At 74.9% G+C, this 14,540-nt stretch carries 16 protein-coding genes and 1 riboswitch; of the genes, 5 read left to right on the top strand and 11 right to left on the bottom strand.

Features of this window, described 5'->3' with window-relative positions; translation table 11 throughout:
- The first annotated feature begins 34 nt into the window (after positions 1-34).
- A riboswitch (TPP riboswitch) is annotated at positions 35-135 on the top strand.
- From thiM to thiD, 3 genes are all read left to right on the top strand, one after another.
- A complete protein-coding gene (thiM, locus tag ET471_RS11435) occupies positions 124-960 on the top strand; it encodes a hydroxyethylthiazole kinase (protein ID WP_165350480.1) in 837 nt (278 codons plus the stop codon). It overlaps the preceding riboswitch by 12 nt.
- Positions 957-1,673 (top strand): thiamine phosphate synthase, encoded by a 717-nt coding sequence (thiE, locus tag ET471_RS11430; protein ID WP_129188447.1) that lies wholly within the window; start codon positions 957-959, stop codon positions 1,671-1,673. Before thiM ends, thiE begins: the two co-directional genes overlap by 4 nt.
- On the top strand, positions 1,670-2,734 hold the full coding sequence (thiD, locus tag ET471_RS11425) for a bifunctional hydroxymethylpyrimidine kinase/phosphomethylpyrimidine kinase (protein ID WP_129188445.1): 1,065 nt from the start codon (positions 1,670-1,672) through the stop codon (positions 2,732-2,734). Before thiE ends, thiD begins: the two co-directional genes overlap by 4 nt.
- A 30-nt stretch (positions 2,735-2,764) precedes the next feature.
- On the opposite strand, the gene dxr is transcribed toward thiD, so the two are convergent.
- On the bottom strand, positions 2,765-3,928 hold the full coding sequence (gene dxr, locus ET471_RS11420) for a 1-deoxy-D-xylulose-5-phosphate reductoisomerase (RefSeq protein ID WP_425356553.1): 1,164 nt from the start codon (positions 3,926-3,928) through the stop codon (positions 2,765-2,767).
- A gap of 120 nt (positions 3,929-4,048) precedes the next feature.
- On the opposite strand from dxr, the gene ET471_RS11415 reads away from it, so the two are divergent.
- Entirely contained in the window at positions 4,049-4,864 is an 816-nt protein-coding gene (locus ET471_RS11415) for a hypothetical protein (protein ID WP_129188441.1), read from the top strand.
- 9 nt (positions 4,865-4,873) lie between these two features.
- On the opposite strand, the gene ET471_RS11410 is transcribed toward ET471_RS11415, so the two are convergent.
- The 9 genes from ET471_RS11410 to rpsB form a co-directional block, all read right to left on the bottom strand.
- A complete protein-coding gene (locus ET471_RS11410) occupies positions 4,874-5,647 on the bottom strand; it encodes a class I SAM-dependent methyltransferase (protein ID WP_129188439.1) in 774 nt (257 codons plus the stop codon).
- A gap of 21 nt (positions 5,648-5,668) precedes the next feature.
- Positions 5,669-5,992, bottom strand: a complete 324-nt coding sequence (locus ET471_RS11405) for a hypothetical protein (protein ID WP_129188437.1) — start codon at positions 5,990-5,992, stop codon at positions 5,669-5,671.
- A 191-nt stretch (positions 5,993-6,183) separates the two neighbouring features.
- Positions 6,184-6,741: a DivIVA domain-containing protein gene (locus tag ET471_RS11400; protein ID WP_242496258.1), complete on the bottom strand. Its 558-nt coding sequence runs from the start codon at positions 6,739-6,741 to the stop codon at positions 6,184-6,186.
- Positions 6,738-7,886 (bottom strand): 23S rRNA (adenine(2503)-C(2))-methyltransferase RlmN, encoded by a 1,149-nt coding sequence (rlmN, locus tag ET471_RS11395; protein ID WP_129188435.1) that lies wholly within the window; start codon positions 7,884-7,886, stop codon positions 6,738-6,740. Before rlmN ends, ET471_RS11400 begins: the two co-directional genes overlap by 4 nt.
- A gap of 11 nt (positions 7,887-7,897) precedes the next feature.
- A complete protein-coding gene (locus ET471_RS11390) occupies positions 7,898-8,815 on the bottom strand; it encodes a phosphatidate cytidylyltransferase (protein ID WP_129188433.1) in 918 nt (305 codons plus the stop codon).
- A complete protein-coding gene (frr, locus tag ET471_RS11385) occupies positions 8,815-9,372 on the bottom strand; it encodes a ribosome recycling factor (RefSeq protein WP_129188432.1) in 558 nt (185 codons plus the stop codon). The genes ET471_RS11390 and frr overlap by 1 nt, the downstream gene beginning before the upstream one ends.
- A gap of 14 nt (positions 9,373-9,386) precedes the next feature.
- Positions 9,387-10,136 (bottom strand): UMP kinase, encoded by a 750-nt coding sequence (gene pyrH, locus ET471_RS11380; RefSeq protein WP_129188430.1) that lies wholly within the window; start codon positions 10,134-10,136, stop codon positions 9,387-9,389.
- Positions 10,137-10,254: 118 nt separating this feature from the next.
- Positions 10,255-11,094: a translation elongation factor Ts gene (gene tsf / locus ET471_RS11375; RefSeq protein WP_129188428.1), complete on the bottom strand. Its 840-nt coding sequence runs from the start codon at positions 11,092-11,094 to the stop codon at positions 10,255-10,257.
- Between the two features lie 81 nt (positions 11,095-11,175).
- The gene (gene rpsB, locus ET471_RS11370; protein WP_129188426.1) at positions 11,176-12,084 is read right to left on the bottom strand and encodes a 30S ribosomal protein S2; all 909 of its coding nucleotides are present in this window, start codon (positions 12,082-12,084) and stop codon (positions 11,176-11,178) included.
- A gap of 909 nt (positions 12,085-12,993) precedes the next feature.
- On the opposite strand from rpsB, the gene ET471_RS11365 reads away from it, so the two are divergent.
- On the top strand, positions 12,994-13,410 hold the full coding sequence (locus ET471_RS11365; RefSeq protein WP_242496257.1) for a peptidoglycan DD-metalloendopeptidase family protein: 417 nt from the start codon (positions 12,994-12,996) through the stop codon (positions 13,408-13,410).
- 116 nt (positions 13,411-13,526) lie between these two features.
- On the opposite strand, the gene ET471_RS11360 is transcribed toward ET471_RS11365, so the two are convergent.
- Positions 13,527-14,519: a tyrosine-type recombinase/integrase gene (locus tag ET471_RS11360; protein ID WP_129188422.1), complete on the bottom strand. Its 993-nt coding sequence runs from the start codon at positions 14,517-14,519 to the stop codon at positions 13,527-13,529.
- Positions 14,520-14,540: the final 21 nt, after the last annotated feature.

The following is a 14,540-nucleotide window of genomic DNA, read 5'->3' as shown; positions in this document are numbered from 1 at the left end:
GGGGCGCAGGCACACCCTAGCCGCGGTTAGGGTGGGCGTCGGCGCGGGGCGCCGGACCTGGACGGTCCGGCTGAGATGCACCCGTCGAACCTGATCTAGGTAGTGCTAGCGAAGGGAACGCTCATGAGCACCGTCATGCCGTCCGTCCTCACCCCCGGCGACGTCGCCGGCGTGGTGACCGCCGTCCGGGCGACCGGCCCGCTCGTCCACTGCATCACGAACACCGTGGTCACGAACGTCACGGCGAACGTGCTGCTCGCCGCGGGCGCGGCGCCCGCGATGGTCGCCACGCCCGTCGAGGCGGGCGGGTTCGCGCGCGTCGCCGACGGGCTGCTGACCAACCTCGGCACCGTCGAGGGCGAGCAGCCCGACGCGATGCGCGTCGCCGCGCACGCGGCGGTCGACGCGGGGACGCCGTGGGTGCTCGACCCCGTCGCGATCGGGGCGCTGCCCCTGCGCACGGCCCTGGCGGCCGAGCTGCTCGCCGTCGGGCCCACGATCGTGCGGGGCAACGCGTCGGAGGTCGCGGCCCTGGCCGGCGGGCAGGGCGGGCGCGGCGTCGACTCGCTGGACACGCCCGACGGCGTGCGCGCCACGGCGCTGCGCCTCGCCCGCGAGTCGGGGGCCGTCGTCGCCGTGAGCGGGGCGGTGGACCTCGTCACCGACGGCGCCCGCGTGGTGCGCGTGCGTTCCGGCCACCCGCTGCTCACGCGCGTGACGGGCGTGGGGTGCTCGCTCGGCGCGCTCGTCGCGGCGTGCGCCGCGGTGACCGACGACCGGCTCCTGGCCGCGACCGCGGCGACCGCGTGGATGTGCGTCGCGGGCGAGCTCGCGGCCGCGACGGCACCCACGACCGGGTCGTTCGCCGTCGCGCTGCTCGACCGGATCGACGACGTCGAGCCCGCCGTCGTCGGCGCGCGCGCCGGGCTCGTGGCCGAGCCCGTGGGGGCGGCGGCATGAGCGCGGACCTGGCCGCGGCGGCCGTGAGACCGGGCGCCTCGCCCGCGGGACCGGGCGTGCGCGGCGCGTTCGACCCGGCCGTCTACCTCGTGACCGACACCGTGCGGTGCGGCGGTCCTGCGGGCGTCCTCGACACGGTGCGTGCCGCCCTCGCGGGCGGCGTCACCGCCGTGCAGCTGCGCGACCCGGGCGCGAGCACGCGCGAGCTCGCGGCGCTGGGCGAGGCACTGCTCGCGGTGCTGCGCCCGGCCGGCGTGCCGCTCGTCGTCGACGACCGGGTCGACGTCGCGCTCGCGATCGGCGCCGACGGCGCGCACGTCGGCCAGCACGACCTCGACCCCGTGGCGGCCCGCCGGCTGCTCGGGCCCGGCCGGCACCTGGGCCTGAGCGTCACGACGCCCGCCGAGGCCGTCGCCGCGGCCGCGCTCCCGGCCGGCACCCTCGACCTGCTGGGCGTCGGGCCCGTGCACGCGACGACGTCGAAGGCGGACGCCCGCCCGGCGATCGGGCTCGACGGGCTCGCCGCCGTCGCCGCGGCCGCCCGCGCGGCGGGCGCGCCGCCCTGCGTCGCCATCGGCGGCCTGCGGGCCGTCGACGTGCCCGCGCTGCGCGCGGCGGGCGCCGTGGGGTCCGCGGTCGTCTCGGCGGTGTGCGGCACGCCCGACCCGCGCGCGGCGACGGCCGCGCTCGCGCACGCGTGGCGGGCACGATGAGCCGGCCCGCCGCGGGCGGCACCGCGGCGGACGGGGCGAATGGCCGGCGCCCCGCCGGGCACCCCGTCGTCGCCCTGACCGTCGCCGGCTCCGACCCCTCGGGCGGCGCCGGGATCCAGGCGGACCTCAAGACGTTCGCGGCGCTCGGCGGCTACGGCTGCGCGGTGCTCACGGGCCTGACGGCCCAGTCGACCGTCGGCGTCACGCGCGTCCACCCCGTGCCGGCCGACATGGTCACGGCCCAGCTCGAGACGCTGCTGGCCGACGTCGCGGTCGACGCCGTGAAGATCGGCATGACGAGCGACGCCGCCGTCGCCGGGGCGGTCGCCGACGCGATCGAGGGGCTGCGCGCCATGGCCGCCCGGGCCGGGGTGGCGGCGCCCGTCGTGGTGCTGGACCCCGTCATGGTCGCGACGTCGGGCGACCGGCTGCTCGCCCGTGAGGCCGAGGCCGTGCTGCGCGAGCGGCTGCTGCCGCTGGCCGACCTCGTCACGCCCAACCTCGCCGAGGCCGCCGTCCTGCTGGGCGCCGACGAGGCCCGCGACGCGGCCGAGGCGGCCGACCAGGCCCGCGCGATCCTCGCGCTCGCGGCCGCGCAGGGTGCACCCGCGCCCGCGGGCGGCCGGTGGGCGCTGGTCAAGGGCGGGCACCTGCCGGCCACCGGGGCGCCCGAGGCGCCCGAGGCGCCCGAGGCGCCCGAGGCGCCCGAGGCGCCCGGCGAGGCTGCCTCCCGCGGCACCGGCGACCACGCGGCCGCCGCCCGCCTCGCCGTCGACCACCTGGCCGGGCCGGGCGGCGTCGTCGTCGCGCTCGCCGGCCCGCACGTCGCGACCCGCAACACGCACGGGACCGGGTGCACGCTCAGCTCGGCGTGCGCGGTGCTGCGCCCGGGCGCCGGCGGGTGGCCTGCGGCGGTCCGGGCGGCCAAGGACTACCTGACGGGCGCGCTGGCCGCCGGCCGGTCGCTGCACGTCGGCGGCACCGGGCTGCTGGGCGTGCCGGGCGCGCCGGGCGCCTGGTCGGGGCACGGCCCCGTCGACCACGGCTGGGCGGCGCGCTGAGCCGAGGCGCCCCTCAGGGGATGCTCGGTCTCAGCGCCGCGCGAGCAGCTCGTCCGCCCGGGCGCGCGCCCACGCCTCGGCGCCCTCGACGTCGGCGAGGATGACGGCGGCGGCCGCGACGCCGTCGTGCTCGCCGAGCACCCGCTCGACCGTGTCGACGATGTCCAGGAACCCGATCCGGCCCGCGAGGAACGCCGCGACGCCCTGCTCGTTGGCGGCGTTGTAGACGGCGGGGTGCGTCGCGGACGCGGCGGCGGCCGCCCGGGCCAGGCCGACGGCCGGGAACGTCGTCTCGTCGAGCGGCTCGAACGTCCAGGCGGTCGCCTGCGTCCAGTCGCACGGCGCGGAGACGGGATCGAGGCGGTCGGGCCAGGACAGGCCGAGCGCGATCGGCAGGCGCATGTCGGGCGGGCTCGCCTGCGCGATGGTGGACCCGTCGACGAACTCCACCATCGAGTGCACGACCGACTGCGGGTGCACGACGACCGTGATCCGCTCGACCGGGACGTCGAAGAGCAGGTGGGCCTCGATGAGCTCGAGGCCCTTGTTCATGAGGCTCGCCGAGTTGACCGTGACGACCGGGCCCATGCTCCACGTGGGGTGCGCGAGCGCCTGGTCGGGCGTGACCGCCTTGATGTCGTCGCGCGACCGACCGCGGAACGGGCCGCCGCTCGCCGTGAGGACCAGCCGTCGCACCTCGGCGTGCGTGCCCGAGCGCAGCGACTGCGCGATGGCGCTGTGCTCGGAGTCGACCGGCACGATCTGGTCCGGACGGCGCTGCGCCGCCTTGACGAGCGCCCCGCCGACGACGAGCGACTCCTTGTTGGCGAGCGCGAGCGTCGACCCCGCCGCGAGCGCCGCGAGCGTGGGCCGCAGCCCTACGGACCCGGTGATGCCGTTGAGGACGACGTCGGCGCCGCGCCCGGCGAGCTGCGTCGCGGCGTCGGGTCCGGCGAGCACCTCGGCCCGGGAGCCCGCGGCGGCGAGCGCCGCGCGCAGCGCGTCGGTCCGGGCGGGGTCGGCGACGCCGACGGCGCGCACGCCGAGCTCGGCGGCCTGCGCGGCGAGCAGGGCGACGTCTCCCCCGCCGGCGCTGAGGGCCTCGACGCGGAAGCGGTCGCGGTGGCGGCGGACGACGTCGATGGCCTGCGTGCCGATGGAACCGGTGGAGCCGAGGAGGGTGACGGAGCGCATGGCAGCCATCTTTCCAGGCGCCGGGAACGTGACGATTTCGTGCGTGTCGGTGCTTGACAACGGCCCGCGCCGATAACTCCCCAGGTCGCGGCCTTGCGTGGCCGTAATTACGTTCCTGTCATGGTCACTTGCGAGTTGCGGTCCCTGAGAGGGCCTCGGCGCCGGATCCTGACCGGCGTCGTCATGCTGCTGACGGCGGGCGCCACCGTGGCGTTCGCCTCCCCTGCCGCTGCCGACGCGAGCGACGGCAGCACGCACACGATCTTCGCCACGCGCGAAGGCCTGGTCGGCCGGACGACGGCGAACGGGCACGTCATCACGGAGAACGACCACTTCGTCGCCCTGCCCTCCACGAGCGCGCTCTCGGCGGACGGGACGGGCGCGTACTCGGTGCGCGTGTGCGCACCCTCGACGGGCCGGTGCGAGTACGCACCCGTGTGGGACGTCGGCCCGTGGAACATCGGCGACGACTACTGGTCCACCACCCGGCACTTCGCGACGGACCTGCCCGTCGGCACGCCCCAGGCGTCCGCGGCGTTCCGGCTCGGGTACGCGGGGGGCCTCGACGGGTTCGGGCGGCAGGTGCTCAACCCGGCCGGCATCGACCTCGCCGACGGCACCTTCCTCCAGGGGCTGCGCCTGACCAGCAACGCGTGGATCAAGGTCACCTACCTGTGGCAGGGCAACGCACCGAAGGGAACCATCGACTCGCCCGTGCAGCCGCTCACGGTCCGCTCCGGGCCCGGCACGGGGTACCGGGCCGTCGGGCTCGCCGCGAACACCGCGCAGGTGCCGCTGACGTGCCACCTGCGGGGGACGACGGTCACGGGGACGCGCGGCACCACGAACCTCTGGTACCGGATCGGACCGCGGAACTGGGTGTCGGACGCGTACGTCATCACCGGGACCGGGGAGCCCGTGGCGCCGCGCTGCTGACAGCCCCCGCTACGCGGCGGACCGCTCCGCCGTCCACTCCAGCGAGTAGCGGAACCACAGCCGGCGTCGCACGCGTGCCCCCGGCAGCACGCGTGCGGCGGCCTGGGCGACGTCCGTGTAGGTCTCGTCCGGGTCGCGCACCGGCATGCCCGCCTCGTTGCGGCCCGCCTCGGCGGGAGCCGCGCGCCGGAACGTCAGGCCCTGCGCCCGCTTGACGAGCCCCATGAGCGGGTTGAGCACCACGGAGACCATGTCGACGACGTAGTCCGCCGTCACGCTCGGCCTGGCCAGGCCGACGACGACGAGGCGCCCGCCGGGGGCGAGCAGCGCGCGGGCGTGCTCGAGGGTCGCCTCGAGACCTCGTTCGTGGGCGAGGTGGTGGAACGAGGCGATCATCGTCAGGCCGCGGACGCCGGCGGCGGGCACGAGGCCGTCGCCGCGCGCCAGGTCGAAGTACGAGGTGCGGGCGATCGTCACGCCGTCGTCGGCGGCGAAGCGCTCTGCGGCGGTGCGGGCCATGAGGTCGTCGGGGTCGATGCCCACCACGCGGCCGCCGCGGGCCCGCAGGGCTGCGACGAGCGTGCCGGCGCCGCAGCCGACGTCGACGACGACGGCCGGGCCCCGCGCCGCCCGGAGGCGGCGCAGGACCCAGCCGTGGAAGTGGTCGTTGTGGCTCCACCACACGTGGGCGTTGACCGCGTCGAAGCCGCGCGCGAGCTGGCGGACCACGACGTGGTGGGGCTTGCGACCTGGGCCGCGGACGATCTGCTGGAAGGCAGTCATGTCCGCGGACGCTACCGGCTCTCAGGCGGCAGCACGAGCCTCCTTGACCCACTTGGTGACCGTGGCGGCGGTGGAGCCGACGGTCGCGGCGACCTCCTTGGCCGGCAGGCCGGCCTCGACCGCCTCCAGGGCGGCGTGGACGGTCGCGGCGCGCAGGGCGTCGGCGAGCTCGTTCATGGCGCCGAGGCGGCGCAGGTGCTCGTCGTGGTTGGCGGCGGGGCCGGCCGACCAGTCCTGGTGCAGGTCGGCGAGGGCCTCGGTGAGGCCCAGGCCGGGCGTGGTCTGGCGGTCGGCCCAGGCGGCGACGGCGGGCGTGAGCTTGGGGGCGGTGGCGGGAGCGGACATCTTTCCTCCTGGTGGTTACGGGGACGTCGCGGTCGAACCTAGCGGCGGGCGGCCGGAGGACGGCCCCCGAGTCCTGAGATGTTCACCAGGTGTTCGCCAAGCGGCGCCGGACGACCCCGGGGAACGACACGAGGGCACCGCGGGAGCGACCCGCGATGCCCTCGTGACGTCTCTCGGGGACGCCGCCGGCGTCACTCGACGCCGAGCAGGACCTCCACGGCCCGCGCGAAGAACGCGTCGACCGGGCCCTCGGCGTAGGCGTCCTCGCCGCGCGCGGCGGCGAACGTCGCCGACCGCAGCTGGGCGGACGTCAGCGGCTCCTGACGGTCGAAGTAGCCGACCAGGCGGTCGCACAGCGCGTCGACATCGTCCTTGTCGTAGCCCTGCTGGCCGCGGTCCGCCGGGGCGAACTTGTCGCCGTCCGGGCGGCCCAGGCGGCCGTACAGCGTGCGGGCGCGCTCGGCGAGGGCGCCCATCCATGCGTCCTGGCCGTGGGCGCCGACGAACTCGGCGCGCTGCCGGGCGACGAACGCCGACTCCAGACGGTCCAGCGCGGCGTCCACCTCGTGCGTGTCATAGCCGCCGCGCACCAGGTCGAAGGTCGCCTGCTGGATCTCGGCGGCCGTCAGGGGCTGGGCCGTGCGGCCCTCGTACGCCTGGCGGGCGTGGTCGAAGAACTCGTCGACCTCGTCCTTCTCGTACCCGGTCTTCAGCACCGACACGGTGCCGAACAGAGAGCTGCTGCTCACTCGTCCTCCTCCTCGGCGGCCAGCTGCCCGCAGGCGCCGTCGATGTCCGAACCCCGGGTGTCCCGAACCGTCGTCGGGATCCCGTGCCCCCGCAGCCTAGCGACGAACTCGGCCTCCACGGCACGGTCCGACGCCGTCCAGATCGACCCGGGGGTCGGGTTGAGCGGGATCGGGTTCACGTGCACCCAGCCCCTGCCGCGGGCGTTGAGCTTCTTGCCCAGCAGGTCGGCACGCCAGGCGTGGTCGTTCATGTCCTTGATGAGCGCGTACTCGATCGACACGCGGCGGCCCGTCGCGTCGAAGTAGGCGCGGGCGGCGTCGAGCGCCTCGTCGACCTTGAACCTCGTGTTGATCGGCACGAGCTCGCTGCGCAGGTCGTCGTCGGGCGCGTGCAGGCTCAGCGCGAGCGTGAGCGGCAGGCCCTCGGCCGCGAGCTTCTTCATGCCCGGCACGAGCCCGACCGTGGAGACGGTGATGTTCCGGGCGCTCATGCCGAAGCCGTCAGGCGCCTCGGCCACGAGCGTGCGGATGCACGCCATGATCGCCTTGTAGTTGATGAGGCCCTCGCCCTCGCCCATGAAGACGAGGTTGTTGAGGCGCGTGGGACCGCCCGGGATCTCGCCCACGGCGAGCGAGCGCATGGCGAGCCGGACCTGCTCCAGCATCTCGGCGGTGGACAGGTTGCGGGTGAAGCCGAGCTGCCCGGTCGCGCAGAACGGGCACGCCATGCCGCAGCCGACCTGGCTCGAGATGCACAGCGTGGAGCGCCGCGGGTAGCGCATGAGCACCGACTCGATCCGGCTGCCGTCGTGCAGGCCCCACAGGGTCTTGACCGTGGTGCCCTTGTCGGCCTTGAGCGTCCGGCGCTGCGTCAGGAGCGTCGGGAAGAGCGCCTCGGAGAGCGCGTCGCGCGCGCCCGCCGGCAGGTCCGTCCAGTCGGCGGGGTCGGCGGTGTAGTGCGCGAAGTAGTGCGTGGCCAGCTGCTTGGCCCGGAACCCCTGCTGTCCCAGCTCCGTGACGGCCGCGACGCGCTCGGCGTGCGTGAGGTCGGCGAAGTGCCGCGGCGCCTTGACGACGCGGCGCGGCGCCATCTGGAGCGCGATCGGCTTGGTCTGGTCTCCTGGACGGACCTCGGTGGTGGCCATGCGGGACTTCCTTACGCTGCGGGACCCGACACGGCCACCGACAGGACGAGGTAGACGAACGGTGCGGTGACGAGGATCGAGTCGACCCGGTCCAGCACGCCCCCGTGCCCGGGGAGGAGCGAACCCATGTCCTTCAAGTCTAGGTCGCGCTTGAGCAGCGACTCCGCCAGGTCGCCCACCGTCGCTGTGACGGCCGTCATGAAGCCCAGCACGAGGCCGAGGACGAGCGACGAGCCCAGCAACGGGTGCCCCCCGTCCGGCAGGAACGGCTTGTCGAGCACGAGGTGGGCGCCGACGACGCCCACGGCCGTCGTCAGGACGACCGAGCCGGCCATGCCCTCCCAGCTCTTCTTGGGGCTGACGGTCGGCGCGAGCGGGTGCTTGCCGAACAGCACGCCGGCGATGTACCCGCCCGTGTCGTTCGCCACCGCGAGCAGGATGAACAGCGCCACGAGCCAGCGGCCGTCGTGCTGCCCGAGCAGCAGCACCACGAACCCGGCCAGGAACGGCACGTACGTCGCCGCGAACGCGGACGCCGCGACGTCGCGCGGGGCGTCCTTGCCGGGCCCGTCGAGGACGCGCCACAGCGCGGCCGCGGCCACCGTGAGCACGTACGACACGAGTAGCGCCTCCGGCCCGCCGACGTGCGCGGACACGGCCATGCCGACGCCGCCGACGACGAGCGGCCAGATCGGGAGCTGGATGCCGCGGCGCTGGAACGCCGCGCGCAGCTCCCACAGGCCCGCGCTGACCGCCACCGCCACGAGGGCGACGAACGGCTCGGCGCGGAACCACAGGGAGGCTCCGACCACGACGAGCAGGAGCACGCCGACGGCGATGGCCGCCGGGAGGTTGCGGCCGGCCCGCGGCGTGCGCTCGGCGGACGCGCGCCTGCTCGCGGGCGGGAGGGGTTCGGGGAGATCGGTCATCAGACCTCGAGCAGCTCGCTCTCCTTGCCCGCGAGAAGGACGTCGACCTGGTCGACGTGCTTCTTCGTCAGGGCCTCGAGCTCCTTCTCCGCGCGCGCGACCTCGTCCTCGCCGGCGTCGCCGTCCTTGACGAGCTTGTCGAGCACGTCCTTGGCCTTGCGGCGCAGGTTGCGGATCGTGATCTTCGCGTCCTCCGCCTTGGTCTTCGCGAGCTTCACGTACTCGCGCCGACGCTCCTCGGTGAGGGCGGGCAGGACGATGCGGATGGCGTTGCCGTCGTTGGACGGGTTGACGCCCAGGTTCGAGTCGCGCAGCGCCTTCTCGATCACGGCCATCGAGCCCTTGTCGAACGGCGAGATGAGCACCGTGCGCGCCTCGGGGATGTTGAACGACGCCAGCTGCTGCAGCGGGGTGGGGGCACCGTAGTAGTCCACGGTGATCTTGCTGAACATCCCGGCATTCGCACGCCCGGTGCGGATGCCGGCGAAGTCCTCCATGGCGACCTCGATCGCCTTGTCCATCTTCTCCTCGGCCTCGAAGAGGGTCTCGTCGATCACGGGGTGCTCCTCAGTCAGTTGGTCGGCTCGTCGGCCGTCATCAGTGTGCCGATCTTCTCGCCCAGCAGCGCGCGCGTCACGTTGCCCGCGCCCTCCAGGCCGAAGACGCGCATGGTCACGTCGTTGTCACGGCACATCGCGATGGCGGTGTTGTCCATGACCTGCAGGTTGTCGCGCAGCGCGTGGTCGTACGTGAGGTGCTCGAAGCGCGTCGCGTCCGGGTTCTTGCGCGGGTCGGAGTCGTAGACGCCGTCGACGCCGTTCTTGCCCATGAGCACCTCGTCGCAGCGCACCTCGAGCGCGCGCTGCACCGACACGGTGTCGGTGGAGAAGTACGGCATGCCTGCCCCGGCGCCGAAGATGACCACGCGGCCCTTCTCGAGGTGGCGGATCGCACGCAGCGGGATGTACGACTCGGCCACCTGGCCCATCGTGATGGCGGTCTGCACGCGCGTCTTGGTGCCGGCCTGCTCGAGGAAGTCCTGGAGGGCCAGGCAGTTCATGACCGTGCCGAGCATGCCCATGTAGTCGGCCCGGGAGCGGTCCATGCCCGCGTGCGAGAGCTCGGCGCCGCGGAAGAAGTTCCCGCCGCCGACGACGACGGCGACCTCGACGCCCTGGCGCACGGCCTCGCTGATCTCGGCGGCGATGCGGCGCACGACGCCGGCGTCGAGGCCCACGGAGCCGCCGCCGAACGCCTCGCCCGACAGCTTCAGCAGGACGCGACGCGGGCCCCCGGTCGTCTCGTTCGTCTTCTTGGTCATCCGCCACCGTCCTGGTCGTCGAGCGCTGCTGGGATCATGCCGCACCCGCGGCCGTCCGGGCCCGGGTGCACGTGCGGCCCGGCGCTACCAGTCGGTAGCGCCGGGCCGCACGGGTGCGTCAGTTGCCGACGCGGAAGCGGACGAAGCCGGTGAGCTGGCCGCCCGTGGCCTCGACGTGCTTGGCGACGGTCACCTTGGTGTCCTTGGCGAGCGGCTGCTCGACCAGGACGTTCTCCTTGAAGAAGCCGTTGAGGCGACCCTCGACGATCTTCGGCAGCGCGGCCTCGGGCTTGCCCTCGGCGATCGACACCTCGCGGGCGATCTCGCGCTCCTTGTCGACGACGTCGGCCGGGACCTCGTCGCGCGTCAGGTACTTCGGGGCCATCGCGGCGATGTGCTGCGCGACGTCCTTGGCAGCGGCCTCGCCCGCCTCGTCCGTGACGACGACGACGCCGATGCTCGGCGGCAGGTCCTTCGCGGTGCGGTGCAGGTAGGTCGTGACCTTCGGGCCCTCGACGCGGGCCACGCGGGCCAGGACGATCTTCTCGCCCAGGGTGCCGGCGGCGGCGGCGATGATGTCGGCGACGGTCTCGCCCGCGACGGGGGCGGCGAGGCCGGCCTCGGCGTCGGCGGCACCCGCGGCGGACACGGCGTCGAGCACCTGGTCGGCCAGCGCGACGAACTTCTCGTTCTTGACGACGAAGTCGGTCTCGGCGTTCAGCTCGATGAGCGTCGCGACCTGACCGGCGGCGACGTCCTCGACCTTGACGGCCACGAGGCCCTCGGAGGTGGCGTTGCCCTCACGCTTGGCGGCCTTGGCCAGGCCGCGCTTGCGGATGAGCTCGACGGCCTTCTGCTGGTCGCCGTCGGCCTCGTCGAGGGCCTTCTTGACGTCGGTCATGCCCGCGCCGGTCAGCGCGCGCAGGTCCTTGATGTCCTGGATGGTGTAGTTCGCCATGGTGCGCTCTCCTGTGTGCTTGAAGGTGCGGCGGCAAGGGAGCGGGCCGGGACCCCCTCAAGGATCCCGACCCGCGTCACCTCACTCGGACTTCTCGGCCTCGGTGCCCTCGGCAGCCTCGACCTCGACGGTCTCGGCGACGGGAGCCTCGACAGCAGCGGCCTCGACCTCGGCGGTCTCGGCGGCGGGCGCCTCGGCGGCGGGCGCCTCGGCGGCGGCAGCCTCGGCGCCGGCCAGGAGCTCGCGCTCCCACTCGGCCAGCGGCTCCGACTCGCCCTCGGCGGCCGCGGTCTTGCCGGAGTGGCGCTGCAGCAGGCCCTCGGCGACGGCGTCGGCGATCACGCGCGTGAGCAGCGTGACGGAGCGGATCGCGTCGTCGTTGCCCGGGATGGCGTAGTCGACGACGTCGGGGTCGCAGTTGGTGTCGAGGATCGCGACGACCGGGATGTTGAGCTTGCGGGCCTCGTCGACGGCGAGGTGCTCCTTGTTCGTGTCGACGATCCACACGGCCGAGGGGACCTTGGCCATGTCGCGGATGCCGCCGAGCGTGCGCGAGAGCTTGTCCTTCTCGCGACGCAGGACGAGGAGCTCCTTCTTCGTCAGGCCGGAGCCGGCGACGTCGTCGAAGTTGATCTCCTCGAGCTCCTTGAGGCGCTGGAGACGCTTGTGCACCGTGGTGAAGTTGGTGAGCATGCCGCCGAGCCAGCGGTGGTTCACGTAGGGCATGCCGACGCGCGCGGCCTGCTCGGCCACGGGCTCCTGGGCCTGCTTCTTGGTGCCGACGAAGAGGATCGAGCCGCCGTGGGCGACCGTCTCCTTGACGAAGTTGTAGGCGTTGTCGATGTAGGTCAGCGACTGCTGAAGGTCGACGATGTAGATGCCGTTGCGCTCGGTGAAGATGAAGCGCTTCATCTTCGGGTTCCAACGGCGGGTCTGGTGCCCGAAGTGGACACCGCTCTCGAGGAGCTGGCGCATGGTCACGACGGCCATGACACGTCCTTTCGCCGCGCGGGCCCGGATCCTCCGGGGCGTCGCGCGCATCGTGCTCGGCCGCAGGCCGAGCGGTACTCGGTTGTCGGTGCCCACCGGGTGGCGGCACCCCTGGCGTCACACCAGCCCGGCACCGTGCCCGCCTCCGGGTGGAGGAGGGCGTGGACCACAGCCGACCTGGTCGCGCTCCGCTCCCTCGGACGAGGTGGGCGGGGCGTGCCGTGACGCGCGAAGTCGACCGGGGCGGGCGCACCTGTCCCCCGCTGCCGGTCGCCCGGCGGGGAGGGTGTGGGTGCGAACGTTCCGATCGCCGCGGGAAGTCTACCTGACCGGGTGCCCGACCGGCGCCTCGGGGGCCGGGGGCCCGTGCGGCGGTCGTCACTGTGCCGGCGGTCGCGCGACGGCGGTCCACAGGGCAGGTCTCGCCGGGGTTGCGCACCGCCCGTGGCCGGCGGCCACGGGCACCGCGCGTCGGCCTGGGAGCGTGGCGTCGTGCCGACTCGTGCGAAGCTCGCCGCCGCCCTGTGGGCGGTCACCCTGGTGCCCGTGCTGGCTCTGCCGTCGACGGCGGGGGCCGTGGGCGTGGGGGGCGCGGGTGCAGGGGGCGCGGGGGCCGTGGGCATGGGCGCAGGCGGCGTGGGCGCAGGACCCGCCGGTGCCTCCGACCGGGGCGCGACGCGACCTGTCGGGCTGTCTGAGGCGGGGATCTCCCCTGCTGGGCCGCTTGAAGTAGGGCTGCCTGAGACAGGGCCGCTTGACGTAGTGCTGCCTGGGACAGGAGCGTCTGAGGCAGGGTCGTCTCTGACGGGCTGGTCGGCGTCGGCGGCGGCGTCGGCATCCGCGGCGGCGTCGGCATCCGCGCCGGCGGGGGCCGACACGCCGCGGTACGTCCCGCCCGCCCCGGGTCAGGTGGCGCGGGGGTTCGAGCCGCCCGAGCACGCGTGGAAAGCAGGGCACCGCGGTGTCGACCTGTGGTCGGCGCGCGGGGCCGTCGTCGTCGCGCCCGGGGCGGGCGTCGTGACTTTCGCGGGGTCGGTCGCGGGCAAGCCGGTCGTCGTCGTGACGCACCCGGACGGGCTGCGGTCGTCGCTGGAACCCGTGCAGGGCACGGTTCCGCGGGGCACGGCGGTGCGTGCCGGGGACCCGGTGGGCGTGCTCGCGGCGGCGCCCGGCGACGACGCCAACCCGGACCACTGCGCGGCCCTCGCACCGCCTACCGGCGCCGACGCGTGCGTGCACTGGGGCGTCCGACGCGGCGAGACGTATCTGGACCCGCTCTCGCTGCTCGGGGTCGCGCCGCCGATCGTGCTGCTGCCGCCGTCCTGAGGGTGGCGCGGCGGCCGGGTGCGTCGTCCGGTGGTCCCAGCGACGAGTGGCCGGTGGCGTCACCGAGCTCGCGTCAGCGCGGCCCGGTCTGCCGAGCGCGGCCGTGGCCGGCGCGCTCAGGCGCGCGGGAACGCCTGGGCGTAGACCTGCCGGAGGCGGTCGGAGTCGACGTGCGTGTAGCGCTGCGTCGTCGCGAGGTTGGCGTGACCCAGCACCTCCTGCACGCTGCGCAGGTCGGAGCCGCCCTGGAGCAGGTGCGTCGCGGCCGAGTGCCGCAGGGCGTGCGGAGCGACGTCGTCGACGCCCGCGCGGGCCGCGAGGCGGTGGACGGCCTCGCGCGCCTGCCGCTGGCCCCAGCGGCCGCCGCGGTCCCCCACGAGCAGGGCGGGGCCCGTGGCGGCGCCGGCGAGCTCCGGCCGGCCCTCGTCGATCCAGGCCGTGAGCGCCCGCGCCGCGGGGACGCCGAACGGGACCACGCGTTCCTTGCCGCCCTTGCCGAGCACGCGCACGAGCCGCTCGCGCACGTCGACGTCGTGGACGTCGACCGCGACGAGCTCGCCGACGCGGATCCCCGAGCCGTAGAGCAGCTCGGCGGCGGCCCAGGCGCGCAGGGCGGCGGGGCGGTCGTCGCCCTCGGCGGCGAGCGCGACGTCGCGCGCGGTGTCGAGCAGGCAGGCGGCCGCGTCGGGCGTGAGGACGGTGGGCAGCGTGCGGGGCACCTTGGGGCTCGCGAGGCGCGTGGACGGGTCGGTCTCGGTGAGGCCCGCGTGGTGCGCCCACCGGAGGAACGCGCGGGCCGCCGCGCCCCGGCGGGCGAGCGTCGCCCGCGCGAGGCCACGGTCCGCCTGGGCGCCGAGCCAGCCGCGCAGCACGGGCAGCTGGACGTCGTCGAGCCCGCGGGCGCCGTGGCGGACGGCGTAGCGCAGCAGCCCTGTGACGTCGGCGAGGTACGCCCGCCGCGTGTGCACCGAGTGGCCCCGCTGCGCGTCCAGGTGCTTGCCGAACCGCGCGACGGCGTCGGCCAGCTCCGCCGGGAGCGGCGGGAGGTCGGCGGTGGGGGCAGCCGCGTCGCGGGGGTGCGACGCGGGGCCCGACGGTGACGGGGCCATGCGTGCCAGTGTGCACGCGGC

This window comes from Xylanimonas protaetiae (genome assembly GCF_004135385.1).
In the GTDB taxonomy this organism is placed as follows: Bacteria; Actinomycetota; Actinomycetes; order Actinomycetales; family Cellulomonadaceae; genus Xylanimonas; species Xylanimonas protaetiae.
This window is presented reverse-complemented; position numbering and strand designations above follow the sequence as displayed.